Origin of the sequence: Alteromonas sp. 38, from assembly GCF_902506055.1 — a bacterium.
In the GTDB taxonomy this organism is placed as follows: domain Bacteria; phylum Pseudomonadota; class Gammaproteobacteria; order Enterobacterales; family Alteromonadaceae; genus Alteromonas; species Alteromonas lipotrueae.
Map to the genome: position 1 here is coordinate 449,957 of NZ_LR733300.1, position 26,932 is coordinate 476,888.

The following is a 26,932-nucleotide window of genomic DNA, read 5'->3' on the forward strand; positions in this document are numbered from 1 at the left end:
TATGGGCGCCGATCTAGATCCTCTAGAGAAAAAACTACAAAGCTTAGAAAGGCGGCTTCAGCGTGAAAAAACGGCAAGGGAAAAAGCAGAATCCTTGCTGTTGCTTAAGGCTGACGAGCTATACAATTCACTACTTTTCAGTCAGCAATCCCAGAAAAAACTAGAACTGTCTTTATGGGCATCGCAAGAGTCATTTTGGGATTGGCAGGCAAGCCATGACATTATTGATATTCGTGCCTTTTCACTCAATTCAGAAAGTGAATCTACCTGGTCTGGAACTCCAATCGATTTAATGGCGTTAGTGCATGAAGACGACTTGGAAAACTTACAGTTTCAATGGTCGATGGCGCTTCATGGTGGGCGCGAACGCATAGAGCTTTCTTTTCGTATGAGCATACAAGGCCAGTTACAATGGGTTCGTTTGAGAGGGCGTGTGCTCAAGCGGGGCAGTAGTGGTGAAGCCTTGCAAATAGTGGGTACCACGAGAGACATCACGCAGCAAAGGCAAGCGGAACAATCCTTCCAATTAATGGCATCTGCCTTTGCAAATTCCCGTGAACCTATGTTGGTATTATCCCCCAATTTAAGCATAAACGAATGTAATGAAGCGTTTGTGAAGATGGTAGGTGCGCCAGACAAAATGGCCTGTATCAACCTTAATCTCAATGATTTGCTGATGGGGGCAAAAGTTAATTTAAACAACCTGCATCATAAAAAACAGCTTAGGTTTGAGTCTGTTATTGTGCCCAGAGTAGGAAAAAATACACCGGTTGATATCTCCGTATCTGTTTTTGATAATTACCTGCAAGCCTCCTCGTCGCTTATTGCCACTATGCGTGATATTAGTGAACGTAAACGCAATGAAGCGCGGTTAAAGCAACTTGCTCTGTACGATGAATTAACCGGACTCAGTAATCGAAGCGCTCTACGTGATATTTTTCAAAACCTTTTCGACAGTCAGACAGACTTCCTAGTGGTGTTCATCGACCTTGATGGGTTCAAAGCGATTAACGATACCGCAGGGCACGAGAAAGGCGATATGGAGCTTCAGCGCGTTGCTGCATTGCTCACCGCTTCTTTTGGGCCGTTTGGGGATGTGGCGCGATGGGGAGGAGATGAGTTTATCGCTGTGTTTCCTAGGCAACATACTGAATGGGCGGTGGAGAAATCCGAAGCGCTCATTCGGCTCATCGAAGAAGATGTTGTGGTAACTAAAAAGGTCGAATTGAAACTGTCTGCAAGTATCGGCATTGCCAAATTTCCCGAACACAATACGAGTATTGAGGGCGTTGTGCAATGCGCAGATGCGGCGATGTATCACGCTAAAAAACTTGGCAAAGGCCAAGTGAATGTCTATGAAGATGGGCTTTATGAAAGAATTTCGCAGCAGGTCAGTATGGTTAACGATTTGCGTAAAGCCATCGAAAACAACTTGCTCGACTATTATATTCAAGGCAAGTATGACTTGCAGGGTAATTTGAAAGGCGCTGAGGTGCTTTGCCGGTGGATATCTGGTCTGCAAGGTGTTGTGTCTCCTTTGGTATTTATCCCCATTGCTGAAGAGCACGATCTAGACCGGCTGATTGGTTTGCAAGCACTGGAAGCTGCATGTGACTACATTGCCATGATGGAAGCGCAGCAAGGGGAGAGTATCCCGCTTTCAATTAATATCAGTGTAAACCAAATGCTAGACACCGACTTCCCCGCCCAAGCCACGAAAATTTGCAATGACTGTTCAGTGCGAACCGACATGATTGAACTTGAACTCACCGAGTCTATTTTTATCAGAGATGAAAAAGCCGCGCTTGCTGCGCTAAATAGCCTACGCGACGTTGGTTTCCGTCTTTCACTGGACGATTTTGGCAGCGGTTTTTCTTCCTTAAGCTATCTTCGAAACTTTCATTTTGAAGTTGTAAAAGTAGACAGAAGCTTGGTTAAAGATATCCACAACAACAGTAAAGCGAATGCGCTATTTTGCGGTGTGGTGGCCATGCTCAACAGGTTGCAAATTGAAATTGTGGTGGAAGGGGTAGAGCAGGAGTCTTATTTGCCCTTTATGGAAAATGCAGACGTGAACCTCATGCAGGGCTTCTATTTCGATAAGCCCATGCCCTATGATCAGTTCCTTGCAAGGCACACTAACCCAAAAGGTACCTTTCCAGACAACGAATAAAAGGGCTTTCACTCTTTTATCCATTGTACTTCTTATTTTTCGTTCAGCGTGTGCCGATTTAAAGAGTAAACTATCTAACTGGCGTTGGTGCTTTCAAAAATCTTATCAGCGGACGCTGCTACAAAGCCTTGGTAACGTTTGCCATTAGGCATGTCGTAGCGCTGAGCAAATTCGTAGAAACAGCTAGGAATGGCAGCGGTCTCGTCAGAAAAATTCACAGGAGCGCGGTCGGCCATAGTAGACGACTGCGCTAAGAATACCTCAGGCCCGCCTTTTATTTCGCCGCCAGAGGTGTTTAGCACAAAACCGGCTTCTTTAAGACGCGCATTTACATCTGAAAGCTCATCAGTCTGCCCTAAATGATTCACGCTAACCGTGAAGTGATTGGCGCGGAATCCCCATGCTGCCAACCATGCTGCATATTCTGACTCACTAAGTAGAGCATCGTAGTCGGCTTTACTAATGTCCCAGTGACGGCCTGAATAAAGGAAGTTGTCAGCAGTCACTACATCGGCATCCATTTGCGCCACCAGCTTTTGAATTATGGCCTGCGCATTTTCAGACAGTTCGTTTACCCTCAATTCGCTGATAAATACTTTTGGTTTGGTGTCATCAGGGTGTTCGAAATGCTTGGCGGTTAGCTTCTTCGCTTCGAAATTGTAATCTCCCATTTCGGAATAACCAAGGGCAAGAAAGTGCGCGGCCAATTTTTCTAGCGTAGTTTTATCTAATGCGAAGGTCCTAAAAGCAACATGGTCGTTAACAATGTTGTTCGTGCTCTCATCATCGGCAAGTAATGCATGAATTTTGTGAGCTGAAGGGGTAATAGCAACATAATCGTCCCACATGTTGGCAAAGAGCGTATCGATGTTGTTATGCATGGGGTGTGTCCTTTTTTTTCCAGTGTAGCGAGGGTAAATAAAAACTTATAAATAGAAACCAATAAATAAAGCCGCTATTGATAGCGGCTTTGTCTGTAGTGGTTTCTTTAAAGTGTTAGACCGGGGCTTAACTTGCCCGGCAAGGTCACTTTTTCAAGCTCTACAGAGGCAACAGGAAACGCACAATAGTCGGCGGCGTAAAATGCGCTGGCGCGATGGTTTCCACTTTCACCAATGCCACCAAACGGCGCTGCACTACTTGCCCCGGTGATAGGGCGGTTCCAGTTAACAATGCCTGCACGAATTCGTGCAAAGAAGTAACGGTAGTCTTCTTCATTATCAGCTAGCAGTCCTGCCGATAAGCCAAAGCTGGTATTGTTTGCCTCTTCAATTGCGCCATCAAAGTCTGTGTAGCGAATAACCTTAAGCAATGGTCCGAAGTGCTCTTCATCAGGCAATTCAGACAGCATGCCAGTGACATCAATAATACCTGGCGTGGCGAAACCTTTCTGGGTATCAGGCTGCTCTAATCTTAGTAGCACCTTGCCGCCTAAGGCTTCAAGGTCTTGCTGCGCTTTTACCATGGACGCTGCAGCGTTTGCTGAAATCATTGCGCCCATGAAAGGCTGATCTTCTGCGTCATAATCATCAATTTTGATATTTTTGGTGACTTCAAGCAGGCGGGCTAATGTGGCATCACCTTGAGCATTGGCAGGCAAAAACAAGCGGCGCGCACAGGTACAACGTTGACCCGACGTAACAAAGGCTGACTGCACGATATCGTGAACCGCTCCATCAATATCGGCTACATCTTTCACGATTAATGGATTATTTCCGCCCATTTCAAGGGCCAAAATTTTACCTGGATGGCCCGCAAATTGTTCGTGCAAAATTTTGCCAGTGCGTGAACTTCCGGTAAAGAATAACCCATCAATACCATTATGCGACGCTAATGCTTTACCGGTTTCAACTTCACCTTGAACTAGGTTCAATACGCCAGCAGGCAAGCCAGCTTGTTCCCATAGCTTAACCATTTCTTCGGCAACCATAGGGGTGAGGTCGCTTGGTTTAAATACCACAGTATTTCCTGCAATTAAGGCAGGTACAATATGGCCATTAGGCAAGTGGCCAGGGAAATTATACGGGCCGAATACCGCTACAACGCCGTGGGCTTTATGGCGAATAAAGGCTTTACCTAAAGGCATAGGGTTTTCAACATTGCCAGTACGCTCGAAATACGCTTTCTCAGAAATAGCGATTTTACCCATCATGGCACCCACTTCTGTGGCGGTTTCCCACTCAGGTTTACCGGTTTCTTTTGCCATCACTTTAGCTAGGTGCTCTTTTGCTTCGCCTAGCTTTTCGCCGTAAACCTTAATAATGTTTAAACGTTCTTCAACCGTCATCATTCCCCACACAGGGGCAGCGGCACGAGCGGCTTTTACCGCTAAGTCTATCTGGCTAGGGGAGGCTGACTTACCTTCCCAAATAATCTGGTTTTTAGCGGGGTCGATTGAGACTAGGTCGTGACCTTCACCGGTCACCCATTGTCCGTCGATAAAATGTGTATGTAACATAAAAAGTGTCCTTCAATTAGTCTCTGAACTTTACGGGTGCAAGGCGAACATGGTCGCCCTCTTGCACATTCAGAGCGGCTGCAGCCTGACGCGAAAGCACGGCAATATTTTGCTCTTCGTTAACCCCTATTTCGGTGGCTACCGCGCGAAAATCTGCAACAGATGTATTTATGATGTAGTGGGTTTGGCCTTGTGCCGCCGCCGCGTCATCAATAACAATTGGCATTTTTAAGCTAGATTGTGCCGTTCGGATATGACTGAGATTGGCTTCTACCGTAGGGCCCGCATCAAAAATATCGACATAACCGCGACAGCTAAATCCTTCACCTTCAAGCAACTGAAGGGCGGGGCGGGTTTTTTCATGAACCTGACCAATAACCGCCTGTGCTTCTTTACTCAATAGATTGACGTAAATAGGGTATTTAGGCATCAGTTCTGCAATAAACACCTTATTACCAATACCGGTTAGGTAATCAGCAGTTGGGAAGTCCATCGAGAAAAAGTGCGTTTCAAGCCATTCCCAGAAAGGCGAACGACCTTCTTCATCACTAACACCACGCATTTCAGCAATGATAGTTTCAGAGAAGCGCTCACGATGCTCCATCATAAATAAGAAGCGTACTTTCGATAGAAAGCGACCGTTAATTCCACCACGGGCCTGCTCTCTTAAAAACAGCGTACAAATCTCAGTAACACCCGTGTAGTCATTACAAAAGGTTAGAATTTCAACCGTATTGTGAATGTTTAGCTCGCGAGAGGCGTGCACAACCTTACTCAAATGATAGTGGTAAAACGCATCATCAATGCCTACGGCTGCTTCAATGCCAGACGTACCCACTACTTCACCGGTTGTCGTATCTTCCATTACAAAAAGGTACGACTCATCACCGGGTTGGGTCACGTTAGCTTTGGTGAAAGCTTCTTGCGCTTGGTCGACTTTTCTATGTAGCAGATCATCGTTAACCGGTAACGAGGTAAACCCGATACCTGATTCTACGGCAATGTCGTACAAGGCCTTGTAATCAGCTTGCTTAATAGGGCGAATTATATTCATGTTCGCTACTCGCTAAATTGGCGTTTATTCGGCGTTCACAACCGCGGCAACGGCACGTTCAAAGCGGGCTAGGCCTTCTTTAATATCTTCATCAGGAATAACCAAAGAAGGAGCAAAACGAATGACGTTTGCACCTGCAATTAAGCACATAAGATGCTCTTTTGTTGCGGCCATCATAAAGTCGCGAGCGCGACCTTGGTATTTTTCGTTTAATGCGCAGCCAAGCAACATACCTTGCCCACGTACTTCAGAAAATACATCGTACTTGTCGTTAATGGCTGTAAGTAGCTCACGGTACAAGGCTTCTTTGTGTAACACGCCTTTAAGTACTTCAGGCTGGTTAACAATATCAAATGCTTTTTCAGCTACAGCACAGGCTAATGGGTTACCGCCGTAGGTACTTCCGTGAGTACCCGCTTTTAAATGTGCGGCAATCGCAGTAGTCGTTAACATGGCGCCAATCGGGAAGCCACCACCTAGCGACTTTGCGGTCGTTAGAATGTCAGGTGTTACATCTAAGCCCATGTAGGCATAAAGGTGACCGGTGCGGCCAACACCTGATTGCACTTCATCAAAAATGAGCAAGGCATTGTGTTTATCACACAGTTCACGCACACCTTTGATAAATTCAACATCAGGAGAAATGATACCACCTTCCCCTTGAAGCGGCTCCATCATAACCGCACACGTATTGTCAGAGATTAATGCTTCAAAAGCGGCTAAATCGTTATAATCGCAATGCTCAACAGCGCCCGGCTTAGGACCAAAGCCATCAGAATAAGCGGCTTGCCCGCCAACCGTTACGGTAAAGAAAGTACGGCCGTGAAAACCTTTGTTAAAAGCAATAATTTGGTTTTTGTCTTCACCGTAGTTATCTAATGCGAAACGACGAGCTAATTTTAATGCGGCTTCATTGGCTTCTGCGCCTGAGTTAGCAAAGTACACTTTCTCTGCAAACGTGGCGTTCACCAGTTTAGAAGCTAAGCGAAGTGCTGGCTCATTAGTGAATACGTTGCTCAAGTGCCACAGCTTGCTGCCTTGTTCGTTAAGCGCCTTAACGAGTTCAGGGTGACAATGACCTAGTACGTTCACGGCAATACCGCCAGCGAAGTCGATGTACTCAGCACCATCCTGATCCCAAACACGTGAACCTTCACCGCGTACGGGTACCATGCCCGCAGGATTGTAGTTAGGCACCATCACTTCATCAAACGTTGCGCGAGTTACTGTCATTTTTGTTACCTCTGTTTTAAGCGCCCGTGTTGGTACAATAGACCTCGAACAGGCGGAAAAATAAACGAAATTACCGGTGAGTATGCCATTTTTTTAAGTGTTTGTCTTGTTTGTGAATGGCTGCAGCCCTTTATATACAAGGACTCTGGCTTAATTTGCAAGAAAAGTGAATAACTATTTACTACTAAGCCATATTGTTTAGGAATAGTGTAATTAAAAGGTGAATTAGGTGTTTAATCCCATAGCCAGAGCGCGTTGATCTGGCTTAGTTCAAATGGGGACAAAAGGGCACATTTAGCTAATTTGCATGAATATCCACAAAAAATTAGCTATTTTCTTCGTCCCTCGATAAAGGAAGGGTGAAAATATCAACAGATTTTAGTTTTTCTAATGCACCTGATGGATATTCTTGCTCATTAATCATTGGTTTTACTTCTGCCACTTCAACCATACGTGATTGATGTAGCATTCTTACTTTCGAATAAGCGCGCGCTTGGTGCAGAAGCTTAGGCAAAGACCCTGCTTCACAGGGCTCTCTGGTGGCACATTGGCGCATCGCATCGCCAATAAATAAACGTTTCAACATCATGTTGTCAATGAGATCGGCGGATACCGCATCGGCATATTCATCTTGTAATGCAATCAGATAACTCGCCGATGGAGCCAATTTTAATAAGGCTTCATGACGCATGCGTTCTTTGTCTTTTTGGCTTTCAGTTAACAGGTGAAGCTGCACCTTATCAAATAGCTTGAAGTACAACCGTATAATGGCACAGCGACCTAATTGACTTAGCATGCCGAAAGTATAAGCCTGAACGGGATTTAGTTTGTAATGTGGCGCGAGATGCCTAGCCGATACCGCTGTGCCGTGCGCAAACTGAGTGAGTTTGAGTTTAATGCACGGGTAGGGGTCGGTTACCTGAGGCATGGCGCGCTTTATGACGAGAGAAGGAATAAGCAAGCGTAAATTCTCAATCCCCAAAAAGCTCAGCGCCGTTCTGAAAGTTTCAACAACGATTACTCTACCTTTAGAATCCCGTCTTCTAAAAGCCGGAGAGTTCACAACGTGCATCAACTCATCATAAAGCCAAGGTAAATTAGCTGCAATAGGCTCTAGTTTTGATACCGATGCTGCGCGTACCGATAGCGCGTCGAGTAACGCACCTGTGTTATCACTTAAATTTAACGTGTTGTTGAAAACATCTGAGGTAAACGATAGCTGCTCAGTAAGCTCACCCAATAAGACTTCATGTAAGTAATGGTTAACCGTTTCGGTATACGAGGCATCAGATTGGGCTTTTAGGCGCTTATTCTCAATAGCGACTTTTTCTACATGCAGTAATTGTCTGCGGGCGTCACCTTGTTCTGATTGTTCAAAGCTGACCTCACCTGGACCACGCTTTCCCAGCATTTTTATCGCGAGCTCTGGAGAAATTAATAGACTCTCAAAGCGCTCATCGATAGGCGGCGGGGTCGATGCTGGGGTCGTCATCTTAAAGTAGCTCCTGCTAAGTAACTGTTCGTGCGTCTGTTCATAGATGCCGTGCATTGGGTCGCCCTACTTCCTAAATCTAAATACTAACAAAGGCGCTTTGTTGATTAACCTATAAAAAGTAAAGAAAAACAACGCCAAATGCGAATAATTGCAGAACTTTTTTATCGGCAGGAAGCCATATAGCTTAAGTTTATTCTGAACCCACGGAAGAATAAATAAGGGTTACGCTCTAGGCGTTTAGAAACGCACTTAAAATATCGTGGCCATACTCGGTCAGTAAGGATTCAGGGTGAAATTGTACACCCCAGATAGGGAGTGCTTTATGGGAGATGCCCATAATCTCTTTTTCCCCGTCATCAGTCACGCACCATGCATCTATATTTAAGGTTTCGGGGAAGTGGCTTTCATCAAGCACTAACGAGTGATAGCGGGTTACCGCATAACCTTGCGCAAACCCGCTAAATAAGCCTCGGTCTTTATGAAAGAGCGCAGACGTTTTGCCGTGCTTAATTTCTCTTGCCCCAATAACAGAGGCCCCAAAAACCTGGCCAATGGCTTGATGGCCTAAGCACACGCCAAGTATTGGGATCTTCCCAGCAAAGTGCCTGATTGCATTTAAGCTGATACCCGACTCATTAGGTGTACAGGGGCCAGGTGAAATCACTAAATGACTCGGTGATAAGGCTTCTATATCGGCTATGCTAAGGGCATTGCTTCTTACCACCTTAACGCATGCACCTAATTCAGTAAGGTAACGGGCCAGGTTGTGAGTAAATGAATCGAAATTGTCAATTAACAGCAACACGACAACCTAACCTGTTCCATAAAACATTCATTAAGGTTTTGGGATAAAACCAACGGCTTCATAAACCTTCTTAAGGGTTTCTTCTGCGCGGGCTGATGCTTTTTCAGCGCCATTTCGCATAACATCGTTTAAGTAGTCACGATTGGTACGAATATCGGCATAGCGTTGCTGAATTGGCTCTAACAGGCCCACTACTGCTTCAGCTACGTCACCCTTCAAATGACCATACATTTTATCTTCGTAGGCCGGTACTAATTCATCTATCGACTTTCCTGTCGATAATGACAATAAGGTAAGCAGGTTTGATACCCCTGGCTTTTCTTGTGGGTTGAAGTAAATGTTTGCTTGTTCGTCTGAGTCGGTTACCGCACGCTTAATTTTCTTGGTGATTTTTTTAGGATCTTCAAGCAAGCCAATGAAGTTGTTCGGGTTAACGTCAGACTTCGACATTTTCTTTTCTGGTTCTTGTAGGCTCATGATACGGGCACCAAACTCTGGGATATGAGGTTCTGGTACACGTAGAATATCGCCGTACAAGTTGTTCATGCGGTTAGCGATATCACGGGTAAGTTCAAGATGCTGTTTTTGGTCGTCGCCAACAGGTACCTTATCAGCTTGATACATTAGGATATCTGCTGCCATTAATACCGGATAGCCATAAAGGCCAACATTAATATTGTTTTCGTTTTTCGCTGACTTATCTTTAAATTGAGTCATGCGATTTAGCTCACCCATTTGCGTGTAGCAATTGAGTACCCATGAAAGCTGGGCATGTTGAGGCACATGAGACTGAACGAATAAGGTGCTTTTTTCTGGGTCAATACCGCAAGCTAGGTATAACGCCAATCCATCAAGACAGGCCTCAAACAATTGCTTAGGGTCTTGCCTAACTGTGATGGCATGTAAATCGACCAACATGTATAGGCAGTCATGATCGTCTTGCATGGAAACCCACTGCTTAAGCGCACCCATGTAATTACCAAGGGTAAGTTGTCCAGAAGGCTGACAGCCACTTAATACAATAGGCTTGTTACTCATAATGTGTACCTGTACGTTAACGTTATTTAGTTACGCCTTAGAAAGACGAGATAATTCAGTGCGCATGTCATCAATAACTGCGCGATAATCGGGCTCGGAAAAAATAGCAGAGCCGGCTACGAACATATCAGCGCCAGCTTCAGCAATGGCGCGAATGTTATCGACTTTTACGCCACCGTCAATTTCTATTCTTATTTCGTGACCACTTTCCAGTACTCGCTGCTTAACGGCGCGTATTTTATCTAATGTGCTGGGAATAAATTTTTGCCCACCAAACCCCGGATTGACCGACATAATAAGGATATGGTGCAACTTGTCCATGACATGATCCAGATAATGCAAAGGCGTAGCAGGATTAAAGACTAAACCTGGTTTACACCCTGCATCAATAATAAGCTGCAGTGACCGGTCGATATGCTCTGATGCTTCAGGGTGAAAACTAATATAACTGGCACCTGCATCAGCAAATTTTTCAATTAAGTCATCAACCGGTTTCACCATCAGGTGTACATCGATAGGTGCGCTAATGCCGTACTTTTTTAACGCCTCGCATATCATAGGGCCAAATGTGAGGTTGGGCACATAATGATTATCCATTACATCAAAATGGACCACATCGGCACCTGCGCTCAGTACGTTCTCTACTTCTTCTCCTAGTCGCGCAAAGTCGGCAGACAGAATTGAGGGGGCAATCAAAAATGGTTTCATCAGTTTTCCCTATTTACGAGGCGATGCACGTGGTAAAGGGGGAAGTTTACCGAAAGTTAGCAGTTGAAAACAGCGCTGATTGCATTCGCCGCTGTGTTACGAGTAAGTAAATAGAAGGGATACAAAAGATTAAATTAATCGCACTCTATTGGTGAGCCTGCCTTTTTTTGGTGCATTTCTGTGCACTTATCTTAGACGTTAATTTTCTTTCAAATAACTTTATTTAATTTAATTGTAATAAAATCAATTGCTTATGTATTTTCTGTGAGAGCTGGTATATGTGCATTAAGTGGGCATCACTCTTGCGTAATCCAACCCAAATATAAGAAAAATCAAGACAGAAAAATTAATTAAAACAAGTTTTGGAATTTACTGGAGAACACACACATGAAATTATCTACTAAAAGCACATTGCTTGCTGTTGCAGTATCGTCAGCTTGCCTGTTTACTGCGCTACCTACTTACGCAGAAGTTACTGCTAACGCTGGTGCAACAAGTAACTATATTTGGCGTGGTCTAACTCAAACAATGAATGAAGCTGCAGTTCAGGGCGGAATTGATTACGCAAACGAAAGCGGCTTTTACGCAGGTACTTGGGCATCAAACGTGAAATACGGTTCAGATGATAATTACTCGTACGAACACGATATGTATTTCGGTTTCTCAGGAGAGTCTGGCGACATCTCTTATGATGTTGGTTACCTGTACTACAACTATGATGCTGCAGCAAACTTTGACTTTGCTGAAGTATATGGCTCAGTGGGTATGGGCGGGTTAAGTCTTACTCTTTCTGTACTTGCTCACACTGAAGCAGATGAGCCTACCAACCGCGATTACGGTTTTGGTGAAGCTACCTATGTTTCTCTAGACTACGGTATGGAAGTGCTAAATGGCTCGGAACTTGGTTTCCATGTTGGTTACCATCAAGGTGACTTTGCAGAAGACTTCAACGGTGTAGTTGGCGGTTACGCAGACTGGGGTGTTTCTATTGCCAAAGACGGATTTAGCTTCGCAGTAACGGGTACTGATTTAGATGACAGTGGTGATGATGATTCGTTAGATAACGATTCAGTTAAGTTTACTGTTGCTTATAGCATGGACTTCGAACTGTAAATTGATAAATGACATCAAAAACAATGAATTAATTGTTATTGATGTTTAAAATTAAAAGCCTGATGCGTATGTGTCAGGTTTTTTTTACTGTTGGAAATAGTAATTATATTCATCATTAATGAATATTATCTTGTGACTAATAAGGTTTTATTTATAATGATGTTCAAAGCAAAATAGCGTAAGGAGTGTTCAGGATGAAAGTACTTCCATTTTATGCAGTATGCGGCATGGTTGCGCTAGTTAGCGTAGCGGTCTATCCACGTTCGGGCTCGGAAGCCTCAGTGTGCGAGTTTCAACCTTCTTCTAGTTTTAATCCTAAGTTACCCGCTAGCCATGTGCAAAATCAGTGTGCCAGGCACAGAGATGGCGTTGCTGAAGTCAGTTGGCTTTCATGGATTGCTGGAAAGTCACCCTCATTTCAGTTCCATTTTCTCGACTTGCTTGAGTTGCTTCATGACGATGACAGCAAGTAACATTGCCGCTTGCCAACAAAAGACTTATCAGTAATGAGTCAACAACCGGGTACCGGCTTTTGGTCAGTGCTTATGAGTGTTGTCGCGGGTGTTTTCGGTGTGCAAAGCCATAAAAACTACGAGCGTGATTTTACGAAAGGAACCTTTGTCAGCTTTTTGATCATTGGCATAGTTCTCGTTGCCATGATGGTGATATCGTTAATGATGTTTGTGAAATGGCTAACTGGTTATTAGCTATTTTTCTAATTTTATACTTTTGCGTTGATTTCGTTTTGGCTTTTTTGCTACTGCGCTAGGCGGGAAATACGCCAAAATTTCATCTACAGGCTTTCTAGTAGCACCATTTTGACTAATGGAGCGCTTTACTGACAACATGCTGAAATCTGCGCCCTTGTACAAGGTGCGAGTAAGTGGCAAGTCGTGATTTGATACCAATACAGGAATTCCCCGCTTTTTTGCTGATCGCATCGCGAGTTCAGCTAACTTTTCTTGCGCGTCTTGCCCAAAACTGCGTGCCGCATAACTCGTAAACGCAGCTGTTTTACTAATAGGCGCATAGGGTGGGTCACAATAAATGACATTTCCACGACGAGCGCGAGTAAATACTTTTTCAAAAGGTAAGCAAGTGAACGTGGCTTTTTGGGCTTTTTCTGCAAACACAAACATTTCATGCTCAGGAAAGTAAGGCTTTTTATAGCGGCCAAAAGGGACGTTGAACCTGCCCGCTAAACTATAGCGACATAATCCATTGTACCCATGCCTATTGAGGTATAGAAACAAAATAGCTCGGTAGTACTCGTCTTCGGTTGCATTAAATTCTTCTCGCAATGCATAGTACATTTTCTCATCGTTACGTTCGCCGTTAAAGAAACTGCGTGCGTCGTGGATGATGGCATCGGGCTGAACTTTTAAGAAGTTGTACAGGTTTATAAGGTCAGGGTTGATGTCGTTCAGCAAATACCGCTTATACTGAGTGTTCAGAAACACTGACCCCGCGCCTACAAACGGTTCAATAAGTTTGTTTGCTTGAGGTAACCTTGCCTGAATATGCTCTACTAGGCTGTACTTGCCACCGGCCCACTTTAAAAAGGCCCGGTTTTTCTTCTGCATCATGCGTAAACGTTACTACCTGCACGGAATATAGACGGTTGTCAATCCGGTACTCGCCGAGTTTGGCGTAATTCTGGGGAGTGGCGTTGCAATTACTTCGCAATACCACGCTAAAGATAGATTGTATCTTTCCTCATACGATGGAACAACCATGAAACGTAAAGCTGACGGCTTTTCTTTTGTTTGAAGTCAGTACAATGGGCACAACGTACTATTATTCGCCAGCTACCAGTGCCATTTCGTCTAGAATTTGCTGCCCACGTTTAATGAACGCTTCGTTCTTAGTCGGGTAATCGGGCAACGCGGACAGCGCCGCACGAGCTTGTGTTAATGATTTGAATGGCTGATGAAAGACCACCACGTGCCAATCACCGCCATACCGTGTAGTCACATACTGACGAGTAACGGCATGTAGGTTATTCTGAGCAATAAATTGTCGAACAACGTTTTTATCTTTAATGCCGACCATTTGAATGACAAAGTCATTGGGTAAAACCATGTTGGGGCGTAACATTTCTGCCGTGGTGGAGGTAATGCCTTCACTGCTTGTCTCATCACCGCTTTGAGGTTGAACTTGTGCCTGCGCGTTGCCTTGTTGAGCCGTGGCGGTTTGTTTAGTGTCATTTTCAGTGGGCTGTGGTGTATTGGTATCAGATTTGCTCAATGAAGGCGCGTTATTGTCAACTTCATTAGACAATCCACTTTGCTGAGAATCTTGGTTACTGCTTTGCACTATTGAATCTACTACAAGCGTAGTCTGTTCAGCAGAGCCGTCTATTAAAACGCTATCTGTTGCGTCGCCATTAAGCGAGGAAACGGCACCTTTCCAGTCAGTCACCAGTTCTACATTGCTCTCATTGTCTGTGATTGAGGCAATAGGCTGTTCAGCTTGATTGTCTGCAACCTTGCTAAAAGCAGAGCCTGGTATCACATTTTCAGACTCAGAAGGCATAGACGGTTGTGCAATAGGTGAAAATAATGACGATATTGAATCGCCATATTGCCAGGTAACCAACCCGCCAAAGGTTATTAAGAAAACTAAGGCAATAGCAATATAGAACCCCGTAGAGGTAAGTGGATTTGACGGGGTCGTTTCGATAGGAAGGTTTCGTTTATCAAGGTGAGCTTGAAACGCTTCTCTGCGCTGGGAAATCATCCTATCTAGTTCAGAGCCTTGAGACTTTGAACCTTGAAGATTTGAAGAAATAGACTGACTACTAATAAGCAATGGCGTATCGGTATTTTTGGCTGGGAGCCACTTTTTGGCATTTTCAGCCCACTCGGTTGTGGCAAATAGCAATACATTCAAATGCTGCTTGTTACCCGCAAAGCGGCTTTGTAACACCAAATCCCATAGTTCTTGAAGCAGTTTGTCGGGCATGTGCTCGGCTTGCGTTATAGCAATGAGTACTGGCCCTTCATGGATGTTAAGTGCGGATAAAAGTTCGTTAAGAGGGCGTACAAAACTGCCTACTACTTGACCTAACAACTGACGGCATAACTGACCACGGTAGTCAGAAATATCCATATTAGACTCAGCAGTTAAATATGCTATTTCAGTATCGTCATGCTGCTGGTAAACGAAGGCTTCAAGGGTTTGCTGTTGCTCTGCAATAGAGTCGCCACTGACAAAAACCAGTTGAGAGGAATAATTAACTAAATACTCAAGACGTTCATGCAATTCACTGTGCATGCGCAATAACCCCATAAAGCCCAATACCTGCGTAAAAGGGCTAGCAAAAAACGAATGTTGGTGTTAGTTAGGTATGCGCCAGTAAACGACTAGCGCAGAATTTCAGTAAGAATATCGTCAGTGACGTCTTTAGTGACGACTGCATTACCCATATTCTTAGGCAGCACAAAACGAATATTACCTGCTTCTACTTTTTTATCGCGCTTCATATGCTTAACATAATCCGGCTTACTCATTGTGCTAGGGCCTTCCACTGGAAGTGAAAATGCCTCGAAGAGTGAACGTACGCGACGAGTTTCTGACGCTGTAAACCAACCTAACTGCTCTGCTGCTATACAAGCAATTATAGTACCAGCTGACACGGCTTCGCCATGTAACCAGTTACCGTAACCTTGCTCAGCTTCGATTGCGTGACCAAAGGTGTGACCCAGGTTCAAAATAGCCCTCAGTCCACCTTCACGTTCATCTTTAGCAACCACTTCCGCTTTAATTTCACAGCAACGTTTAATGGCGACATTAAGGGTTGATTCATCAAGCTGTTTTAGCGCTTGCTCATTCGCTTCAAGCCAAGAAAAAAAGGCTTCATCATAAATGATGCCGTATTTTATGACTTCCGCCATACCTGCAGAGAATTCACGGGGAGGTAGCGTAGACAATGATTGCGTATCAATGGCGACTAAGATTGGCTGATAAAAAGCGCCAATCATGTTTTTACCCAACGGATGATTAACCGCGGTTTTACCGCCAACAGAAGAGTCTACTTGAGAAAGTAGGGTAGTGGGCACTTGAATAAAGGGGACGCCGCGTTGATACGTTGCAGCAACAAAACCACATAAATCGCCAATAACACCGCCACCTAATGCAATAAGGGTGGTATCGCGTGCAGCGTTGATTTCAAGCAAGTGGGTCATGACAACCTCAAATTGCTCAAGGTTTTTGTATTGTTCACCGTCAGGCAAGACAATGGTTTCGATTTGCTTGCTACCACATGCGGCTTTCACTGCATCAAGATATAAAGGCGCCACGGTTTCGTTGGTGACAATAACCGCTAATGGGCCTTTTATATAAGGCACAAAAAGGCCAGGCTGCTTAAGCAGCCCGGCCTCAATATGTATAGGATAGCTACGTTCGCCAAGTTCCACAGTTAAAGTTGACATGGGCGTAGCACCTCCTAATTATTTTATTTATAAACCGATTTTACTAATGATCTGGTTAGCCACTGCGCGAGCAGATTGGTCATCAGTATCAACTACATAATCTGCAACTTCTTCGTAAAGAGGATTACGCAAATCAGCAAGATCGCGAAGTACTTGCTCCGGATCGTTGTTTTGAAGTAAAGGGCGACGCTTATCGCGCTGTGTTCGAGCAACTTGCTTGTCAATCGTAGTTTGCAAGTAAACAACAATGCCTCGTGCAGACAAACGATTACGAACTGCTTTGGTTACAATTGAACCGCCACCAGTGGCAAGCACGATACCCTGCTTGTCTGTTAAATCATTGATGATGTTTTCTTCACGCGCACGGAATCCATCTTCGCCCTCAAGGTCGAAGATCCAGGCGATATCAGCACCAGAACGGCGCTCTATTTCCTGATCGGAGTCATAAAAATCCAGGTGAAGTTCGTCTGCTAGGTGTCTACCGATGGTGCTTTTGCCAGCACCCATTGGGCCAACCAAAAAGATATTACGTTTTTCAGCCATATTTGCTTATATCACAACTTTATCATGTTAGGGGCATGCACTGTTGCCTTACCAGCCTACCCATTGACTCGTGCTTATTTAATGTCCAATAAGCACTACTCCTTTAACCTCGCTAAAATTTCGAGACCGCGATTATCTCAGTTTCTAACAAGCCCTTGCAAGTATTGTTGAAAACAATTAGCACTATAATGTAAATACAGAGGCATTGCAGTACGAGAAAACGTAAAAAGCGGACTACTCTCAGTCCGCATTTTACCTTGAATTATAGGTTGTTACGGTTTTTCTGTAATTATTTTGGGCGTTACAAATATAAGTAGCTCACGCTTCTCTTGAAACTCTGATGTATTTCGAAACAGTACACCTAAAAACGGCAAGTCGCCAAATAATGGCACTTTTGACACGCTATCGGTACTCGTTTGCTGGAAAATACCGCCCAATACTATGGTTTCGCCGTTTTCTACTAAGACCTGAGTTTTGATTTCTTGGGTATCAATGGCCACCGCATCACCGGTTGAAGTTGAAACGGTTTCACCACGGGTATCTTGAGTAACAACTAAATCCAAAATAATGCGATTATCTGGCGTAATTTGTGGTGTTACACGAAGCGATAACACCGCTTTTTTGAATTCAACCGAAGTAGCACCACTTGAGGTAGCTTGAACATACGGAATTTCAGTTCCTTGTTCAATATAAGCTTCTTGCTGATTCGCTACCGTAATACGCGGACTAGCAATAACCTCACCTTTGTTTTCAGATTCAAGTGCTGACAATTCTAAGTCTAATATGGTGCCATCAACCAAGCTCGCTATTTGAAAGCCAATAGTGCCAGCTGCACCAGAAACAGGGAGGTTTACGTTTAGTCTATCGTCAATACTTGGAACAGAGCCGCCTGCAATAGTTTCCGCCCCTTCAATAGTCCCTGAAACGCCACTGTCACTTTCTCTATCGCTTAAGCCCCAACGAACGCCTAGCTCTTCATCAACGTTATCAAGTACGGTGACCATTCTGCTTTCAATTAATACTTGTTTAACCGGAATATCCAGTGCATCAATCATTTTTCTTGCTTCATCAATTGAAGGTAAGGTATCTCGAATAAGCATAGTGTTGGTGCGCTCATCTACGGTGACAGTGCCGCGCTCAGATAAAATGCCACCCTCTGAAGATTTCAAGATAGTCGCTAGCTTGGCTGCCTTGGCGTAATTTACCGAAATATTGACGGTGCTAAGAGGGGCCAAATCAGACACCTGTTTCTTTGACTGCAGCGCTTGGGTTTCTCTGGCGGTAAGCTCTTCTGTTGGTGCAATCAGTAAAATATTACCTTCTAGGCGTTTATCCAGCCCTTTAACGCGTAAAATCATATCAAGGGCTTGATCCCATGGAACACCAGACAGGCTTATGGTGACATTTCCGGTAACTGTGTCTGTGGTCACCAAGTTAAAGCCGTTAACTTGCGCGATAATTTGCAACACTTGACGTACAGGTACATCTTGAAAATCTAACGAAATCGGGTCGCCAGTGTAGGTTTTTTTGTTTTCTAATTCTTCTTGTTGCGACAAGCTCATCGGCTCAATTTTGATGCGAATGACGTTATCTTCTACCGCGTGGCGGGCGGTCACGGTATCGCTATAAAGAATTTCTATGCGGGTACTTTTTTCGTCTTGAAATGTCTCAATGATTGATACTGGCGTGGAAAACTCTATCACGTTTAATTCAACGAGCTGACTTTCATCTAACTCGCTATCAGCGAGGGTAATGGTAACCTTTCCTTGAGACTCAACGAGTTGCGGGGTAGGTGAAGCTCCTTCAAAGGTGACTAGCGCAACACCGATATTATTTGCTTCTCGGGTAAAGTCTATATCGGTAATCCGGGTTGACGGTGTGTTGTCACTTGGGTCGTACAATACGGGTTCTAACGCTTTGGCGGGCGCAACATAAAGTATCAATACCGTACAGATAGCGGCAAAACCCAGCAACCAAGGCCAGCGAGCACTTCTACGATTTAAAGACTTGTTAAATAGGTAACGCTCAGCCATTATTTTTTCTCTCCTGACGTTGAGGTTTTGCTCAACGTTATCTCTTTTTTCTGCCAGCAACCTGCGCCATCAGGTATTAACTGTTCTATTGTTAGTGAGTTTGGATTAATTCCGGTGATTTTACCGTAAAATAACCCGATGCGGCTGCCAATTTTGGCTTTATGTAAAACGCCGTCATTACTGGTGATTAGTGCCCATTCAATGCCTTGGCTTTTAAAGTTACCGGTTAAGCCTAATGAGTCTAAGCCATACCTTTCCAATTTCTGCTTTGTACGTTCAAAGTCAGGTTGAAAACAGTTTTCTTGTCGAGTTTGCGTTAATGGCGCCGTGTTTTCTTTAGGCGAATCAAAAGGGCTAGGCAATTCGCTCGCTGAATATATAAAGGTTGTAGGTGTAGCAAACTCAGGGTAGGGCTCTATATTGTGAACTACATTTTCGCTGACACTCTGCGTATATGCCTGCAAGTCATCAAGTTTTGGCGAGCAAGCGGTTACCATAACAACCGCAGCAAGTACTAAAAAAAAGCGCATCACTGAGATCCTCCGCTTATTCCGGTACTGTTTTCTGAGCGGTAGGTTTTCGCTTGCAGTTGCAATGTGAGCCCATTGCTATCTCGTAAAATATCGAAATCATGTAAGGTGACAATACGAGAAAGTCCAGCCACTTTGGAGACAAATTCTCCAAAGTGGTGATATCCGCCACTGACTTCAATTTCAATAGGCAGTTCGGTGTAAAACTCTTTAGGTACTTCTTGTTGCCAGTTCAATAATTTAAAGGTAAGCCCAGATGATGTGCCTACATAGGTTATATCGTCTAGCAAACCTGGGGTTTCATTGCTGGTAGGTAAGCTTTTCAGCATGGAAGAAAAGTCATCTTCCAGTTGGGCAAGCTGTTCTCGGTACGCTTCTTCATTTACCGCAATGCGGTACTTGGCTTCATATTGCAGTTTCAGCTCTTGTTCTTTTAACTCGGCCGTATCAAGGATAGGCAGTTTAGGGCTTATAAGCAGATAATAGCTAAGCGCGCCAATTAAGATTGCCACGAAGGCAGCAACCACTATGCGTACTTCATTGGGCCAAATAGCAATTTGTTCAAAGTCTAGCTCATTGAGTTCTTTGAGCTTTTCTACATCAAATTTCATTTATTAGTCTTCCCTTCAGCGCCTTGCTTCAACGGTGATACCGAAGCGCTAACCATAAAGGTAAGCGTGAAGGTGCTAATCGCGCGCGAGGCATTGGTGTCTGCTTTTATTGACGATAATTCTGCTCCAACAAAAACATCAGAGTTATCTAATGAACGCATGAAATCAGAAAGTCGGTTATTTGAATCACTAACGCCTTCAATTTCTAACTTATTTCCCATGCGCTTCATGGATTGAAAGGTCACACCCACAGGTACGATTTTGGCCAACTCATCAAATATAATGGCCGCTACATTTCGGCTAGCCTGTAGTTGTTCAATGAGGGCCATGCGTTGTTCAATCGCATTTTTACTTTCTTTAATATTCTTTATATCTGCTATTTTCGCATCTAATAAGGCAATCTCGCGCTCAAGAAACTGGTTCCTAGAATTCTGATGATTAATTTGTTGGTCGATGGCCTGACCGATAAACCAAAAAATTAACCCCACGATAGCAGCAACGGCTAGCAGACCCATCAAATACTGCTGCTTTTGATGTTGGCGTCGCTGCTCGCGCCAAGGAAGTAAGTTTACATGTGCCATGATGTGAAACTCCGGCTAGCAAGGCCCGCGGCAATAGTTAGCTGTGGGGCGATACGACGTAACCGCTGGGAATCTAACTTAGGGTTCATGGTCATGCCCAAAAAGGGGTCGAATACATCAACGTGTAGGCCCAAGTCTTGGCGTAAAATATCGACCAAAGGTTGGATGGTGGCAGCGCCGCCGCAAAGTAAAATTTTCGCAGGCCGGTCAACATGAAATGTCGTCATGTACATTTGCAATGCACGATTGATGTTCTGCTGTAAATTAGCGGCAAAGATAGGTAACACTTCGTCTAACCAACTGTCAGACGATGACTCGTCCATCAATAGACGCTCGGCTTCATCACGCTCAATCATTTGAATAGCGCTAATGTCGTTGACTAAGTTATTTAGCCCGAACGCATGCTCTTTTGTATAGACAACATTGCCGTTACGTACCACGCTAACTTGAAGTAATGAGGCACCTACATTAATGGCGCAAATGGTTTCATCTTCCACTTTTCCGTTATAGAAAAAGTCGATAGCGTTTCCAATTGCGTAATTTTCCACATCAACAATTTTAGGTTCGAAATCGGCTTCGCGGGACAGTAGCAATCGGCTATCTACTAAATCTTTGTGTGCGGCCGTCAACAGAACATTGACCTTGCCAGAATGTGTTTCACTTGGGCCTAGTTCTTCAAAGTCTATATAAACTTCTTCAAGGGGAAAAGGAATGAGGCTGTCCGCTTCAATTTCTATCTGGCTTTCAAGTTCATAATCGTTTTGGTCTGGCTCCATATAAACGATTTTACTGATTACTGATGTACCCGCTACCGCTACATTAGCTTGCTTTATTTTAGTTTTTAAGCTGTTACGTACTTTTTTAAGTGCTAAACTTACCGCCTCGTAATCTTTAATATCTCGCTCAGAAAAAGCCACTTTATTGATAGATTCACAAGCATAGCCTTGAAGCATATAGCCATTGACTGAAGGTTCTAGCCATACCGCTTTTATTTGACGTGTGCCTATGTCTAAACCCACAATGGGAGGCATCTTTTTCTTGAACAGCGATTTCATTTACAAGTGTCCGGTTTCAATGGTAGTTGCTCTAAAGTACAATATTACTCAGTTTTTATTGTGCGTATGGTTCTATTGATAACACATACGTATGAAAATATACGTCATTTTCGCAAAAATGCCTTGGTATCCTTAAATTGTGAAGTACATTAAACCGTTATTATTATTCTTTGTCATCTCAGGCCTTATTGGGTGTGTCGCGCTTGTTGGTATTTACTTTTATATCAAACCTAACCTACCAAGCGTTACTGTACTTAAGGATGTTAGACTCCAAACGCCCATGCAGATATATACTCATGATGGAAAATTAATTTCCCAATATGGCGTTAAACGGCGGATACCCGTAAAACTTGAGGAAGTTCCTGAACAATTAATCCACGCAATATTGGCAACCGAAGACAGTCGCTTCTTTGAACATCACGGAATTGACCCCATTGGAATTGCCCGTGCTGCGTTAAGTTTAATTATTACGGGAGAAAAAAGGCAGGGGGCGAGTACATTAACAATGCAGCTTGCTCGAGGCTTCTTTTTAAGTCGAGAAAAAACGTATATTCGTAAGGTAAAAGAGATATTTATCGCGTGGCACATGGAGCAGGAACTCAGTAAAGAAGAGATCCTTGAACTCTATTTAAATAAAGTTGAGCTAGGCCATCGTTCGTTTGGTTTTGGTGCCGCTGCCCAAGTGTATTATGGTAAATCTCTTAATGAACTCACTTTGGCACAACTTGCCACTATTGCAGGCCTTCCAAAAGCGCCTTCAGCGCTAAACCCTATTACTGACCCTGAAGCATCAGCAGGCCGTCGCCGCGTGGTGTTGCTGCGCATGCTTGATGAAAAATACATATCTAAAGTGGACTTTGATAATGCGGCAAGCGCGCCTATAACTGCACGTAAGCATGGGGCTGAAATTGAAGTGGATGCACCTTATTTAGCCGACATCATCTATAACGAAATGGTCGATATTTACGGTAAAGATGAAGCGGAGACAGGCGGCTATCAGGTTTACGCGACCGCGGGTTCCGACTTACAACTCGCTGCTCAGCGCGCGGTGGTAAGGAATCTACACGACTACGATGAGCGCCATGGTTACAAAGGGCCGCTTGGCTATTTGTGGGACGCCCCTTCGCCAGAGAGCCAAGATGAGCCAGTACCTCAGCTTTCTTTAGATTTTGACGTAAGTGAAAAGTTGCTCGCCAGTGACTGGAGCGAGCGCGAGATGCTTTCTGCGTTGTCACGAGTGCCATACATTAAGCCTCTTGTGCCTGCAGTTGTACTTTTGGCCGCTGATCAATCTATTGATGTGCTTGATGTAAACGGCGAGAAGCGAACGATCACTTGGGAAGGTTTAGACTGGGCGAGACGATATATCACCGACTTTAGGCAAGGTAGCGAGCCCGAAACAGCCTCAGATATCACCCAACCTGGTGCGGTAATTTATGTTCGTGAACAAGACGACGCATGGCGTATCGCGCAATTGCCAGAAGTGAGCGGGGCGTTTATTGCGCTTAATCCAAAAAATGGTGCGGTTGAAGCGGTAGTCGGTGGATACAGTTTTTACCAAAGCCAGTTTAATCGTGCGACGCAAGCAAAACGACAAGTAGGCTCTAACATTAAGCCCTTTATTTATTCTGCGGCGATAGACAGCGGCTATACCCTCGCTTCTATTATTAATGATGCCCCTATCAATCAATGGAATGCGGCAACCGGTGTTGCTTGGCGCCCTCAAAACTCACCGGCGGAGTACGATGGTCCTATTCGTATGCGTAAAGCCTTGGGTAAATCGAAGAATGTAGTGTCAGTTCGTCTACTGCGGGGTGTTGGGCTTCGTAAAGCGGCAGACTATCTGACTCGCTTTGGTTTCGATCCAGACGATATTCCATTAGACGAAACCGTATCGTTAGGGTCTAGCTCTCATACACCGCTAGAAGTGGTTCGTGGTATGTCAGTTATTGCTAATGGCGGCTACTTAGTAAACCCTCACTTTATTGCTAAAGTGCTGGATGAACATAATCAAGTGTTGTGGGAAGCTAACCCTGTTTGGGCATGCGATAACTGCACCAAGGCTCATGCGCCTGAAAGCTATCCGGAAAGTGATGTAGAAAACGATTTAGACAATAACGATGTTGATGTTGAAGCCTTACTCGAAGCCCAGCTTAATAAAGATGTATTGCTAGCACAGAGCGAAACAACGGAACAGCAGAGTGCACCCCAAGTCATTACCGCACAAAATGCCTTCTTGGTAGGTGAGATGATGCGTACCGGTGTCCGTGCTAATGGGAATTGGAGTAAGAAGACTTATTGGCTTGGTACAGGTTGGCGTGCACGAAATATTCTGCAGCGCACCGATATTGCAGGTAAAACAGGTACCACGAACGATTCAAGAGATACATGGTTCAGTGGTTTCCAAAAAGATATCGTCGCGACCGCTTGGGTTGGTTTTGACAACATGGGAAGACAACTTGGCCGTGCTACTCGCAATCAAAACCTCGTTAATCGCAACCCTGAAAAATTCAATTGGATTGGTAATGCGTTAATTGGTACCGAAGACGGGGCAAAAGCGGCCGGTCCGGCATGGATAAGATTTATGGAATATGCATTGGCAGAAAAGCCTCATTCACCTATTCCTGTACCTGAAAAAATAGTGCGTGTCCGCATTGATCGTACCAGTGGGAAGTTGACCCGAAGGACAGACCATACGACACTGTTCGAATATTTCTTGCAAGGCACTGAACCCACCTCATATGTTCTTGATGATGAAGTGGTCGACCCTGCCTCGCAAAATAAAACGACGACGCCAGAGCCTGAAGAAATATTTTAATAAAAAGCGTGCAAAAGCACGCTTATCAGGTTGCAGCTAAGTAATTGCCTGTAAATAAAACCGGATTACCCATGTCAGAAGATTCAAATCGATATCTTTATATTCCTCATGCTGGACCCTCGCTGTTGGAAACGCCCCTGTTAAATAAGGGCAGTGCATTTACCTCGAGAGAGCGCGCTGCATTTAACTTAACGGGCTTAGTACCGCCTCGTTACGAAAGTATTGAAGAGCAAGTTGAGCGTGCGTACATGCAATACAGTAGCTTCGACGAAGTACTGAACAAGCATATCTATTTACGCGCCATTCAAGATAACAACGAAACCCTGTTTTATCGTCTTATTCAAAAACATATTGATGAGATGATGCCAATTATATACACCCCAACAGTGGGTGATGCTTGTGAGCAGTTCTCGGACATTTATCGTAGTTCGCGCGGGCTGTTTGTATCGTGGGAAGAGCGCCACCAAATAGATGACATTGTTCGTAATGCCACCAAGCGTAAAGTCAAAGTGATTGTAGTGACTGATGGCGAACGCATTCTTGGCCTTGGCGATCAAGGCATTGGTGGAATGGGTATACCGATTGGTAAGCTTTCGCTATATACCGCTTGTGGTGGTATTAGCCCTGCGTATACCTTGCCCGTTATGCTTGATGTGGGAACTAACAACGAGAAGTTGCTCAACGACCCTATGTATATGGGGGCACGTCACCCTCGTATTGGGCAAGAAGACTACGATGAATTTGTCGATATGTTCATTCAGGCTGTAAAACGCCGCTGGCCTGAAGTAATGATTCAGTTTGAAGATTTCGCACAACCTAATGCGATGCCTTTGCTGAACCGCTATCGCAATCAAGTGTGTTGCTTTAACGACGATATTCAAGGTACTGCTGCGGTTACGTTAGGCACTATTTTAGCGGCATGTCGCATGAAACAACAAAAGTTATCTGACATGAAAGTGGTGTTTGTTGGGGCAGGTTCAGCCGGCTGTGGTATTGCTGAGATGCTTATTCAGCAAATGGTGCATGAAGGTATTAGCGATGCGCAGGCGCGTAAGCAAGTCTTCATGGTAGACCGCTTTGGCTTAGTGACCGAAGGTATGGAAGGCCTACGCGATTTCCAGCAAAAGCTCAATCAGCAGTTAGTCGACCTTGAAACTTGGACTTTTAGCGGCGATTACGCATCGCTACTTGATGTTATGCACTGTGCCAAGCCAGATATTCTTATTGGGGTATCGGGGCAACCTGGTTTGTTCACTGAGCAGGTGGTTCGCGCCATGAAGCAAAACTGTGAGCTACCGATTATCTTTCCATTAAGTAACCCGTCTCGTCAGGTTGAAGCACGACCAGAGCAGGTTATCGAATGGACCGATGGCGAAGTGGTTATTGCAACGGGAAGCCCGTTCAAGCCAGTTGAATACAAAGGTAAAGTATTTACCATTGCCCAGTGTAACAACTCGTATATTTTCCCTGGCATAGGCCTTGGTGTGGTTGCTGCAAAAGCAAAATTAATTAGTGATGAAATGCTGATGGCGGCAAGTAACGCACTTGCAGACGCGTCGCCTTTGGTAAACACAGGTGAAGGTTCCTTATTACCACCATTGGGTGCTATCGCTGAGCTTAGCCGTAAAATAGCCTTTGAAGTAGGTAAGGTCGCAATGGCGCAAGGGCTAGCCCTTGAGATGTCAGACGATGCGTTGAATGACCATATTGAGCGTAATTTCTGGAAAGCTGAATACAGACCATATAAGCGCGTGAGTATTTAAATAAGTATCTTTGCACGCGTTTGTTCAAGTATACGATAGCAGCCCTAGGGCTGCTTTTTTGTTTCTTCTGGTAGCTTTTTCTAGCTCACATGTACTTACTCTTTTCACTACAAGTTCCAGCTATTCTCCACGTCAGTAATAAAGTGTTGCGAGAGTGCAACATTTTCTCAGTCCCCCCTATCTTTCCTAATTTCATATTACTATTAAGTTATTGATATTATTTGATTTGTTGTGATGGCATAAATGCTGCTTAGCTTAAAAAGTTCGGGTAAGAACCCTAGTAGGGCTCCAAGTTAGAAAGCCAGCAACCGCTCCATTACGTTGGTCGGTTCGCCTAGCTCAGCCTCGCGCCTTTTAAGTAGTACTCTTTAAAAGAGGAAGGGGGCTTTAAGCCTAATAAGTTTGGGCATCGCTTGGTTTAATGCATCGTAATGCTAGTTGTATAGTATTTGGAACACGGCACTGGAAACACGGTAATAACAGCATCG

General features: G+C 44.4%; 23 protein-coding genes. 6 read left to right on the forward strand and 17 right to left on the reverse strand.

Going from position 1 to position 26,932, the window contains the following annotated elements; translation table 11 throughout:
- The first annotated feature begins 1 nt into the window (after window position 1).
- Window positions 2-2,173 (forward strand): putative bifunctional diguanylate cyclase/phosphodiesterase, encoded by a 2,172-nt coding sequence (locus FLAVO9R_RS01870; RefSeq protein ID WP_159528277.1) that lies wholly within the window; start codon window positions 2-4, stop codon window positions 2,171-2,173.
- A 74-nt stretch (window positions 2,174-2,247) separates the two neighbouring features.
- Here the strand turns inward: FLAVO9R_RS01870 and FLAVO9R_RS01875 are convergent, their stop codons facing one another.
- The 8 genes from FLAVO9R_RS01875 to rpe all read right to left on the reverse strand — a co-directional run bounded on the left by FLAVO9R_RS01875 (window position 2,248) and on the right by rpe (window position 10,964).
- Window positions 2,248-3,054, reverse strand: coding sequence for a DUF1338 domain-containing protein (locus tag FLAVO9R_RS01875; protein ID WP_159528279.1), 807 nt, complete (start codon window positions 3,052-3,054; stop codon window positions 2,248-2,250).
- A 107-nt stretch (window positions 3,055-3,161) separates the two neighbouring features.
- The gene (astD, locus tag FLAVO9R_RS01880; RefSeq protein WP_159528281.1) at window positions 3,162-4,631 is read right to left on the reverse strand and encodes a succinylglutamate-semialdehyde dehydrogenase; all 1,470 of its coding nucleotides are present in this window, start codon (window positions 4,629-4,631) and stop codon (window positions 3,162-3,164) included.
- Window positions 4,632-4,647: 16 nt separating this feature from the next.
- Complete coding sequence (gene astA / locus FLAVO9R_RS01885; protein ID WP_159528283.1) at window positions 4,648-5,685, reverse strand: arginine N-succinyltransferase; 1,038 nt, start codon at window positions 5,683-5,685, stop codon at window positions 4,648-4,650.
- A gap of 24 nt (window positions 5,686-5,709) precedes the next feature.
- Window positions 5,710-6,918: an aspartate aminotransferase family protein gene (locus tag FLAVO9R_RS01890; RefSeq protein WP_159528285.1), complete on the reverse strand. Its 1,209-nt coding sequence runs from the start codon at window positions 6,916-6,918 to the stop codon at window positions 5,710-5,712.
- Window positions 6,919-7,243: 325 nt separating this feature from the next.
- On the reverse strand, window positions 7,244-8,410 hold the full coding sequence (locus FLAVO9R_RS01895; protein WP_159528287.1) for an HDOD domain-containing protein: 1,167 nt from the start codon (window positions 8,408-8,410) through the stop codon (window positions 7,244-7,246).
- A 232-nt stretch (window positions 8,411-8,642) separates the two neighbouring features.
- Window positions 8,643-9,218, reverse strand: a complete 576-nt coding sequence (locus FLAVO9R_RS01900; protein ID WP_159528289.1) for an anthranilate synthase component II — start codon at window positions 9,216-9,218, stop codon at window positions 8,643-8,645.
- Window positions 9,219-9,248: 30 nt separating this feature from the next.
- Window positions 9,249-10,256, reverse strand: a complete 1,008-nt coding sequence (gene trpS, locus FLAVO9R_RS01905; RefSeq protein WP_013785674.1) for a tryptophan--tRNA ligase — start codon at window positions 10,254-10,256, stop codon at window positions 9,249-9,251.
- Window positions 10,257-10,286: 30 nt separating this feature from the next.
- On the reverse strand, window positions 10,287-10,964 hold the full coding sequence (rpe, locus tag FLAVO9R_RS01910) for a ribulose-phosphate 3-epimerase (RefSeq protein ID WP_159528291.1): 678 nt from the start codon (window positions 10,962-10,964) through the stop codon (window positions 10,287-10,289).
- Window positions 10,965-11,351: 387 nt separating this feature from the next.
- On the opposite strand from rpe, the gene FLAVO9R_RS01915 reads away from it, so the two are divergent.
- The 3 genes from FLAVO9R_RS01915 (at window position 11,352) to FLAVO9R_RS01925 (ending at window position 12,784) form a co-directional block, all read left to right on the forward strand.
- Window positions 11,352-12,077, forward strand: a complete 726-nt coding sequence (locus tag FLAVO9R_RS01915; protein WP_159528293.1) for a TorF family putative porin — start codon at window positions 11,352-11,354, stop codon at window positions 12,075-12,077.
- A gap of 194 nt (window positions 12,078-12,271) precedes the next feature.
- Window positions 12,272-12,550 (forward strand): hypothetical protein, encoded by a 279-nt coding sequence (locus tag FLAVO9R_RS01920; protein ID WP_159528295.1) that lies wholly within the window; start codon window positions 12,272-12,274, stop codon window positions 12,548-12,550.
- Window positions 12,551-12,583: 33 nt separating this feature from the next.
- The gene (locus FLAVO9R_RS01925) at window positions 12,584-12,784 is read left to right on the forward strand and encodes a DUF2970 domain-containing protein (protein ID WP_159528297.1); all 201 of its coding nucleotides are present in this window, start codon (window positions 12,584-12,586) and stop codon (window positions 12,782-12,784) included.
- Here the strand turns inward: FLAVO9R_RS01925 and FLAVO9R_RS01930 are convergent, their stop codons facing one another.
- From FLAVO9R_RS01930 to pilM, 9 genes are all read right to left on the reverse strand, one after another.
- Complete coding sequence (locus tag FLAVO9R_RS01930; protein WP_159528299.1) at window positions 12,785-13,663, reverse strand: Dam family site-specific DNA-(adenine-N6)-methyltransferase; 879 nt, start codon at window positions 13,661-13,663, stop codon at window positions 12,785-12,787.
- Between the two features lie 211 nt (window positions 13,664-13,874).
- The gene (locus tag FLAVO9R_RS01935; protein WP_232370556.1) at window positions 13,875-15,368 is read right to left on the reverse strand and encodes an SPOR domain-containing protein; all 1,494 of its coding nucleotides are present in this window, start codon (window positions 15,366-15,368) and stop codon (window positions 13,875-13,877) included.
- Between the two features lie 74 nt (window positions 15,369-15,442).
- A complete protein-coding gene (aroB, locus tag FLAVO9R_RS01940) occupies window positions 15,443-16,510 on the reverse strand; it encodes a 3-dehydroquinate synthase (RefSeq protein WP_159528301.1) in 1,068 nt (355 codons plus the stop codon).
- 27 nt (window positions 16,511-16,537) lie between these two features.
- Window positions 16,538-17,053 (reverse strand): shikimate kinase AroK, encoded by a 516-nt coding sequence (gene aroK / locus FLAVO9R_RS01945; RefSeq protein ID WP_013785664.1) that lies wholly within the window; start codon window positions 17,051-17,053, stop codon window positions 16,538-16,540.
- Between the two features lie 272 nt (window positions 17,054-17,325).
- Window positions 17,326-19,086, reverse strand: coding sequence for a type IV pilus secretin PilQ (locus FLAVO9R_RS01950; RefSeq protein WP_159528303.1), 1,761 nt, complete (start codon window positions 19,084-19,086; stop codon window positions 17,326-17,328).
- Entirely contained in the window at window positions 19,086-19,616 is a 531-nt protein-coding gene (locus FLAVO9R_RS01955; RefSeq protein ID WP_201299235.1) for a pilus assembly protein PilP, read from the reverse strand. Before FLAVO9R_RS01955 ends, FLAVO9R_RS01950 begins: the two co-directional genes overlap by 1 nt.
- Window positions 19,616-20,227, reverse strand: coding sequence for a type 4a pilus biogenesis protein PilO (locus FLAVO9R_RS01960; RefSeq protein ID WP_159528307.1), 612 nt, complete (start codon window positions 20,225-20,227; stop codon window positions 19,616-19,618). The genes FLAVO9R_RS01955 and FLAVO9R_RS01960 overlap by 1 nt, the downstream gene beginning before the upstream one ends.
- Window positions 20,224-20,808 (reverse strand): PilN domain-containing protein, encoded by a 585-nt coding sequence (locus FLAVO9R_RS01965; RefSeq protein WP_159528309.1) that lies wholly within the window; start codon window positions 20,806-20,808, stop codon window positions 20,224-20,226. The genes FLAVO9R_RS01960 and FLAVO9R_RS01965 overlap by 4 nt, the downstream gene beginning before the upstream one ends.
- Window positions 20,796-21,863 carry a type IV pilus assembly protein PilM gene (gene pilM / locus FLAVO9R_RS01970; protein ID WP_159528311.1) on the reverse strand — a complete coding sequence of 356 codons (1,068 nt, stop codon included), beginning with the start codon at window positions 21,861-21,863 and terminating at the stop codon, window positions 20,796-20,798. Before pilM ends, FLAVO9R_RS01965 begins: the two co-directional genes overlap by 13 nt.
- Window positions 21,864-22,002: 139 nt before the next feature.
- Here pilM and FLAVO9R_RS01975 point away from each other — a divergent pair, with 139 nt between their 5' ends.
- Both FLAVO9R_RS01975 and FLAVO9R_RS01980 read left to right on the forward strand, forming a co-directional pair.
- Window positions 22,003-24,681: a penicillin-binding protein 1A gene (locus FLAVO9R_RS01975; RefSeq protein WP_159528313.1), complete on the forward strand. Its 2,679-nt coding sequence runs from the start codon at window positions 22,003-22,005 to the stop codon at window positions 24,679-24,681.
- Between the two features lie 71 nt (window positions 24,682-24,752).
- Entirely contained in the window at window positions 24,753-26,444 is a 1,692-nt protein-coding gene (locus tag FLAVO9R_RS01980) for an NAD-dependent malic enzyme (RefSeq protein ID WP_159528315.1), read from the forward strand.
- The last annotated feature ends 488 nt before the right edge of the window (window positions 26,445-26,932 follow it).

Excerpts from the sequence above, each read along its gene's own strand:
- FLAVO9R_RS01870 (WP_159528277.1), top strand. The coding sequence starts at position 2 with ATGGGCGCCGATCTAGATCCTCTAGAGAAAAAACTACAAAGCTTAGAA.
- FLAVO9R_RS01875 (WP_159528279.1), bottom strand. The coding sequence starts at position 3,054 with ATGCATAACAACATCGATACGCTCTTTGCCAACATGTGGGACGATTAT.
- astD (WP_159528281.1), bottom strand. The coding sequence starts at position 4,631 with ATGTTACATACACATTTTATCGACGGACAATGGGTGACCGGTGAAGGT.
- astA (WP_159528283.1), bottom strand. The coding sequence starts at position 5,685 with ATGAATATAATTCGCCCTATTAAGCAAGCTGATTACAAGGCCTTGTAC.
- FLAVO9R_RS01890 (WP_159528285.1), bottom strand. The coding sequence starts at position 6,918 with ATGACAGTAACTCGCGCAACGTTTGATGAAGTGATGGTGCCTAACTAC.
- FLAVO9R_RS01895 (WP_159528287.1), bottom strand. The coding sequence starts at position 8,410 with ATGACGACCCCAGCATCGACCCCGCCGCCTATCGATGAGCGCTTTGAG.
- trpS (WP_013785674.1), bottom strand. The coding sequence starts at position 10,256 with ATGAGTAACAAGCCTATTGTATTAAGTGGCTGTCAGCCTTCTGGACAA.
- rpe (WP_159528291.1), bottom strand. The coding sequence starts at position 10,964 with ATGAAACCATTTTTGATTGCCCCCTCAATTCTGTCTGCCGACTTTGCG.
- FLAVO9R_RS01915 (WP_159528293.1), top strand. The coding sequence starts at position 11,352 with ATGAAATTATCTACTAAAAGCACATTGCTTGCTGTTGCAGTATCGTCA.
- FLAVO9R_RS01920 (WP_159528295.1), top strand. The coding sequence starts at position 12,272 with ATGAAAGTACTTCCATTTTATGCAGTATGCGGCATGGTTGCGCTAGTT.
- FLAVO9R_RS01925 (WP_159528297.1), top strand. The coding sequence starts at position 12,584 with ATGAGTCAACAACCGGGTACCGGCTTTTGGTCAGTGCTTATGAGTGTT.
- FLAVO9R_RS01930 (WP_159528299.1), bottom strand. The coding sequence starts at position 13,663 with ATGATGCAGAAGAAAAACCGGGCCTTTTTAAAGTGGGCCGGTGGCAAG.
- FLAVO9R_RS01935 (WP_232370556.1), bottom strand. The coding sequence starts at position 15,368 with ATGGGGTTATTGCGCATGCACAGTGAATTGCATGAACGTCTTGAGTAT.
- aroB (WP_159528301.1), bottom strand. The coding sequence starts at position 16,510 with ATGTCAACTTTAACTGTGGAACTTGGCGAACGTAGCTATCCTATACAT.
- aroK (WP_013785664.1), bottom strand. The coding sequence starts at position 17,053 with ATGGCTGAAAAACGTAATATCTTTTTGGTTGGCCCAATGGGTGCTGGC.
- FLAVO9R_RS01950 (WP_159528303.1), bottom strand. The coding sequence starts at position 19,086 with ATGGCTGAGCGTTACCTATTTAACAAGTCTTTAAATCGTAGAAGTGCT.
- FLAVO9R_RS01955 (WP_201299235.1), bottom strand. The coding sequence starts at position 19,616 with ATGCGCTTTTTTTTAGTACTTGCTGCGGTTGTTATGGTAACCGCTTGC.
- FLAVO9R_RS01960 (WP_159528307.1), bottom strand. The coding sequence starts at position 20,227 with ATGAAATTTGATGTAGAAAAGCTCAAAGAACTCAATGAGCTAGACTTT.
- FLAVO9R_RS01965 (WP_159528309.1), bottom strand. The coding sequence starts at position 20,808 with ATGGCACATGTAAACTTACTTCCTTGGCGCGAGCAGCGACGCCAACAT.
- pilM (WP_159528311.1), bottom strand. The coding sequence starts at position 21,863 with ATGAAATCGCTGTTCAAGAAAAAGATGCCTCCCATTGTGGGTTTAGAC.
- FLAVO9R_RS01980 (WP_159528315.1), top strand. The coding sequence starts at position 24,753 with ATGTCAGAAGATTCAAATCGATATCTTTATATTCCTCATGCTGGACCC.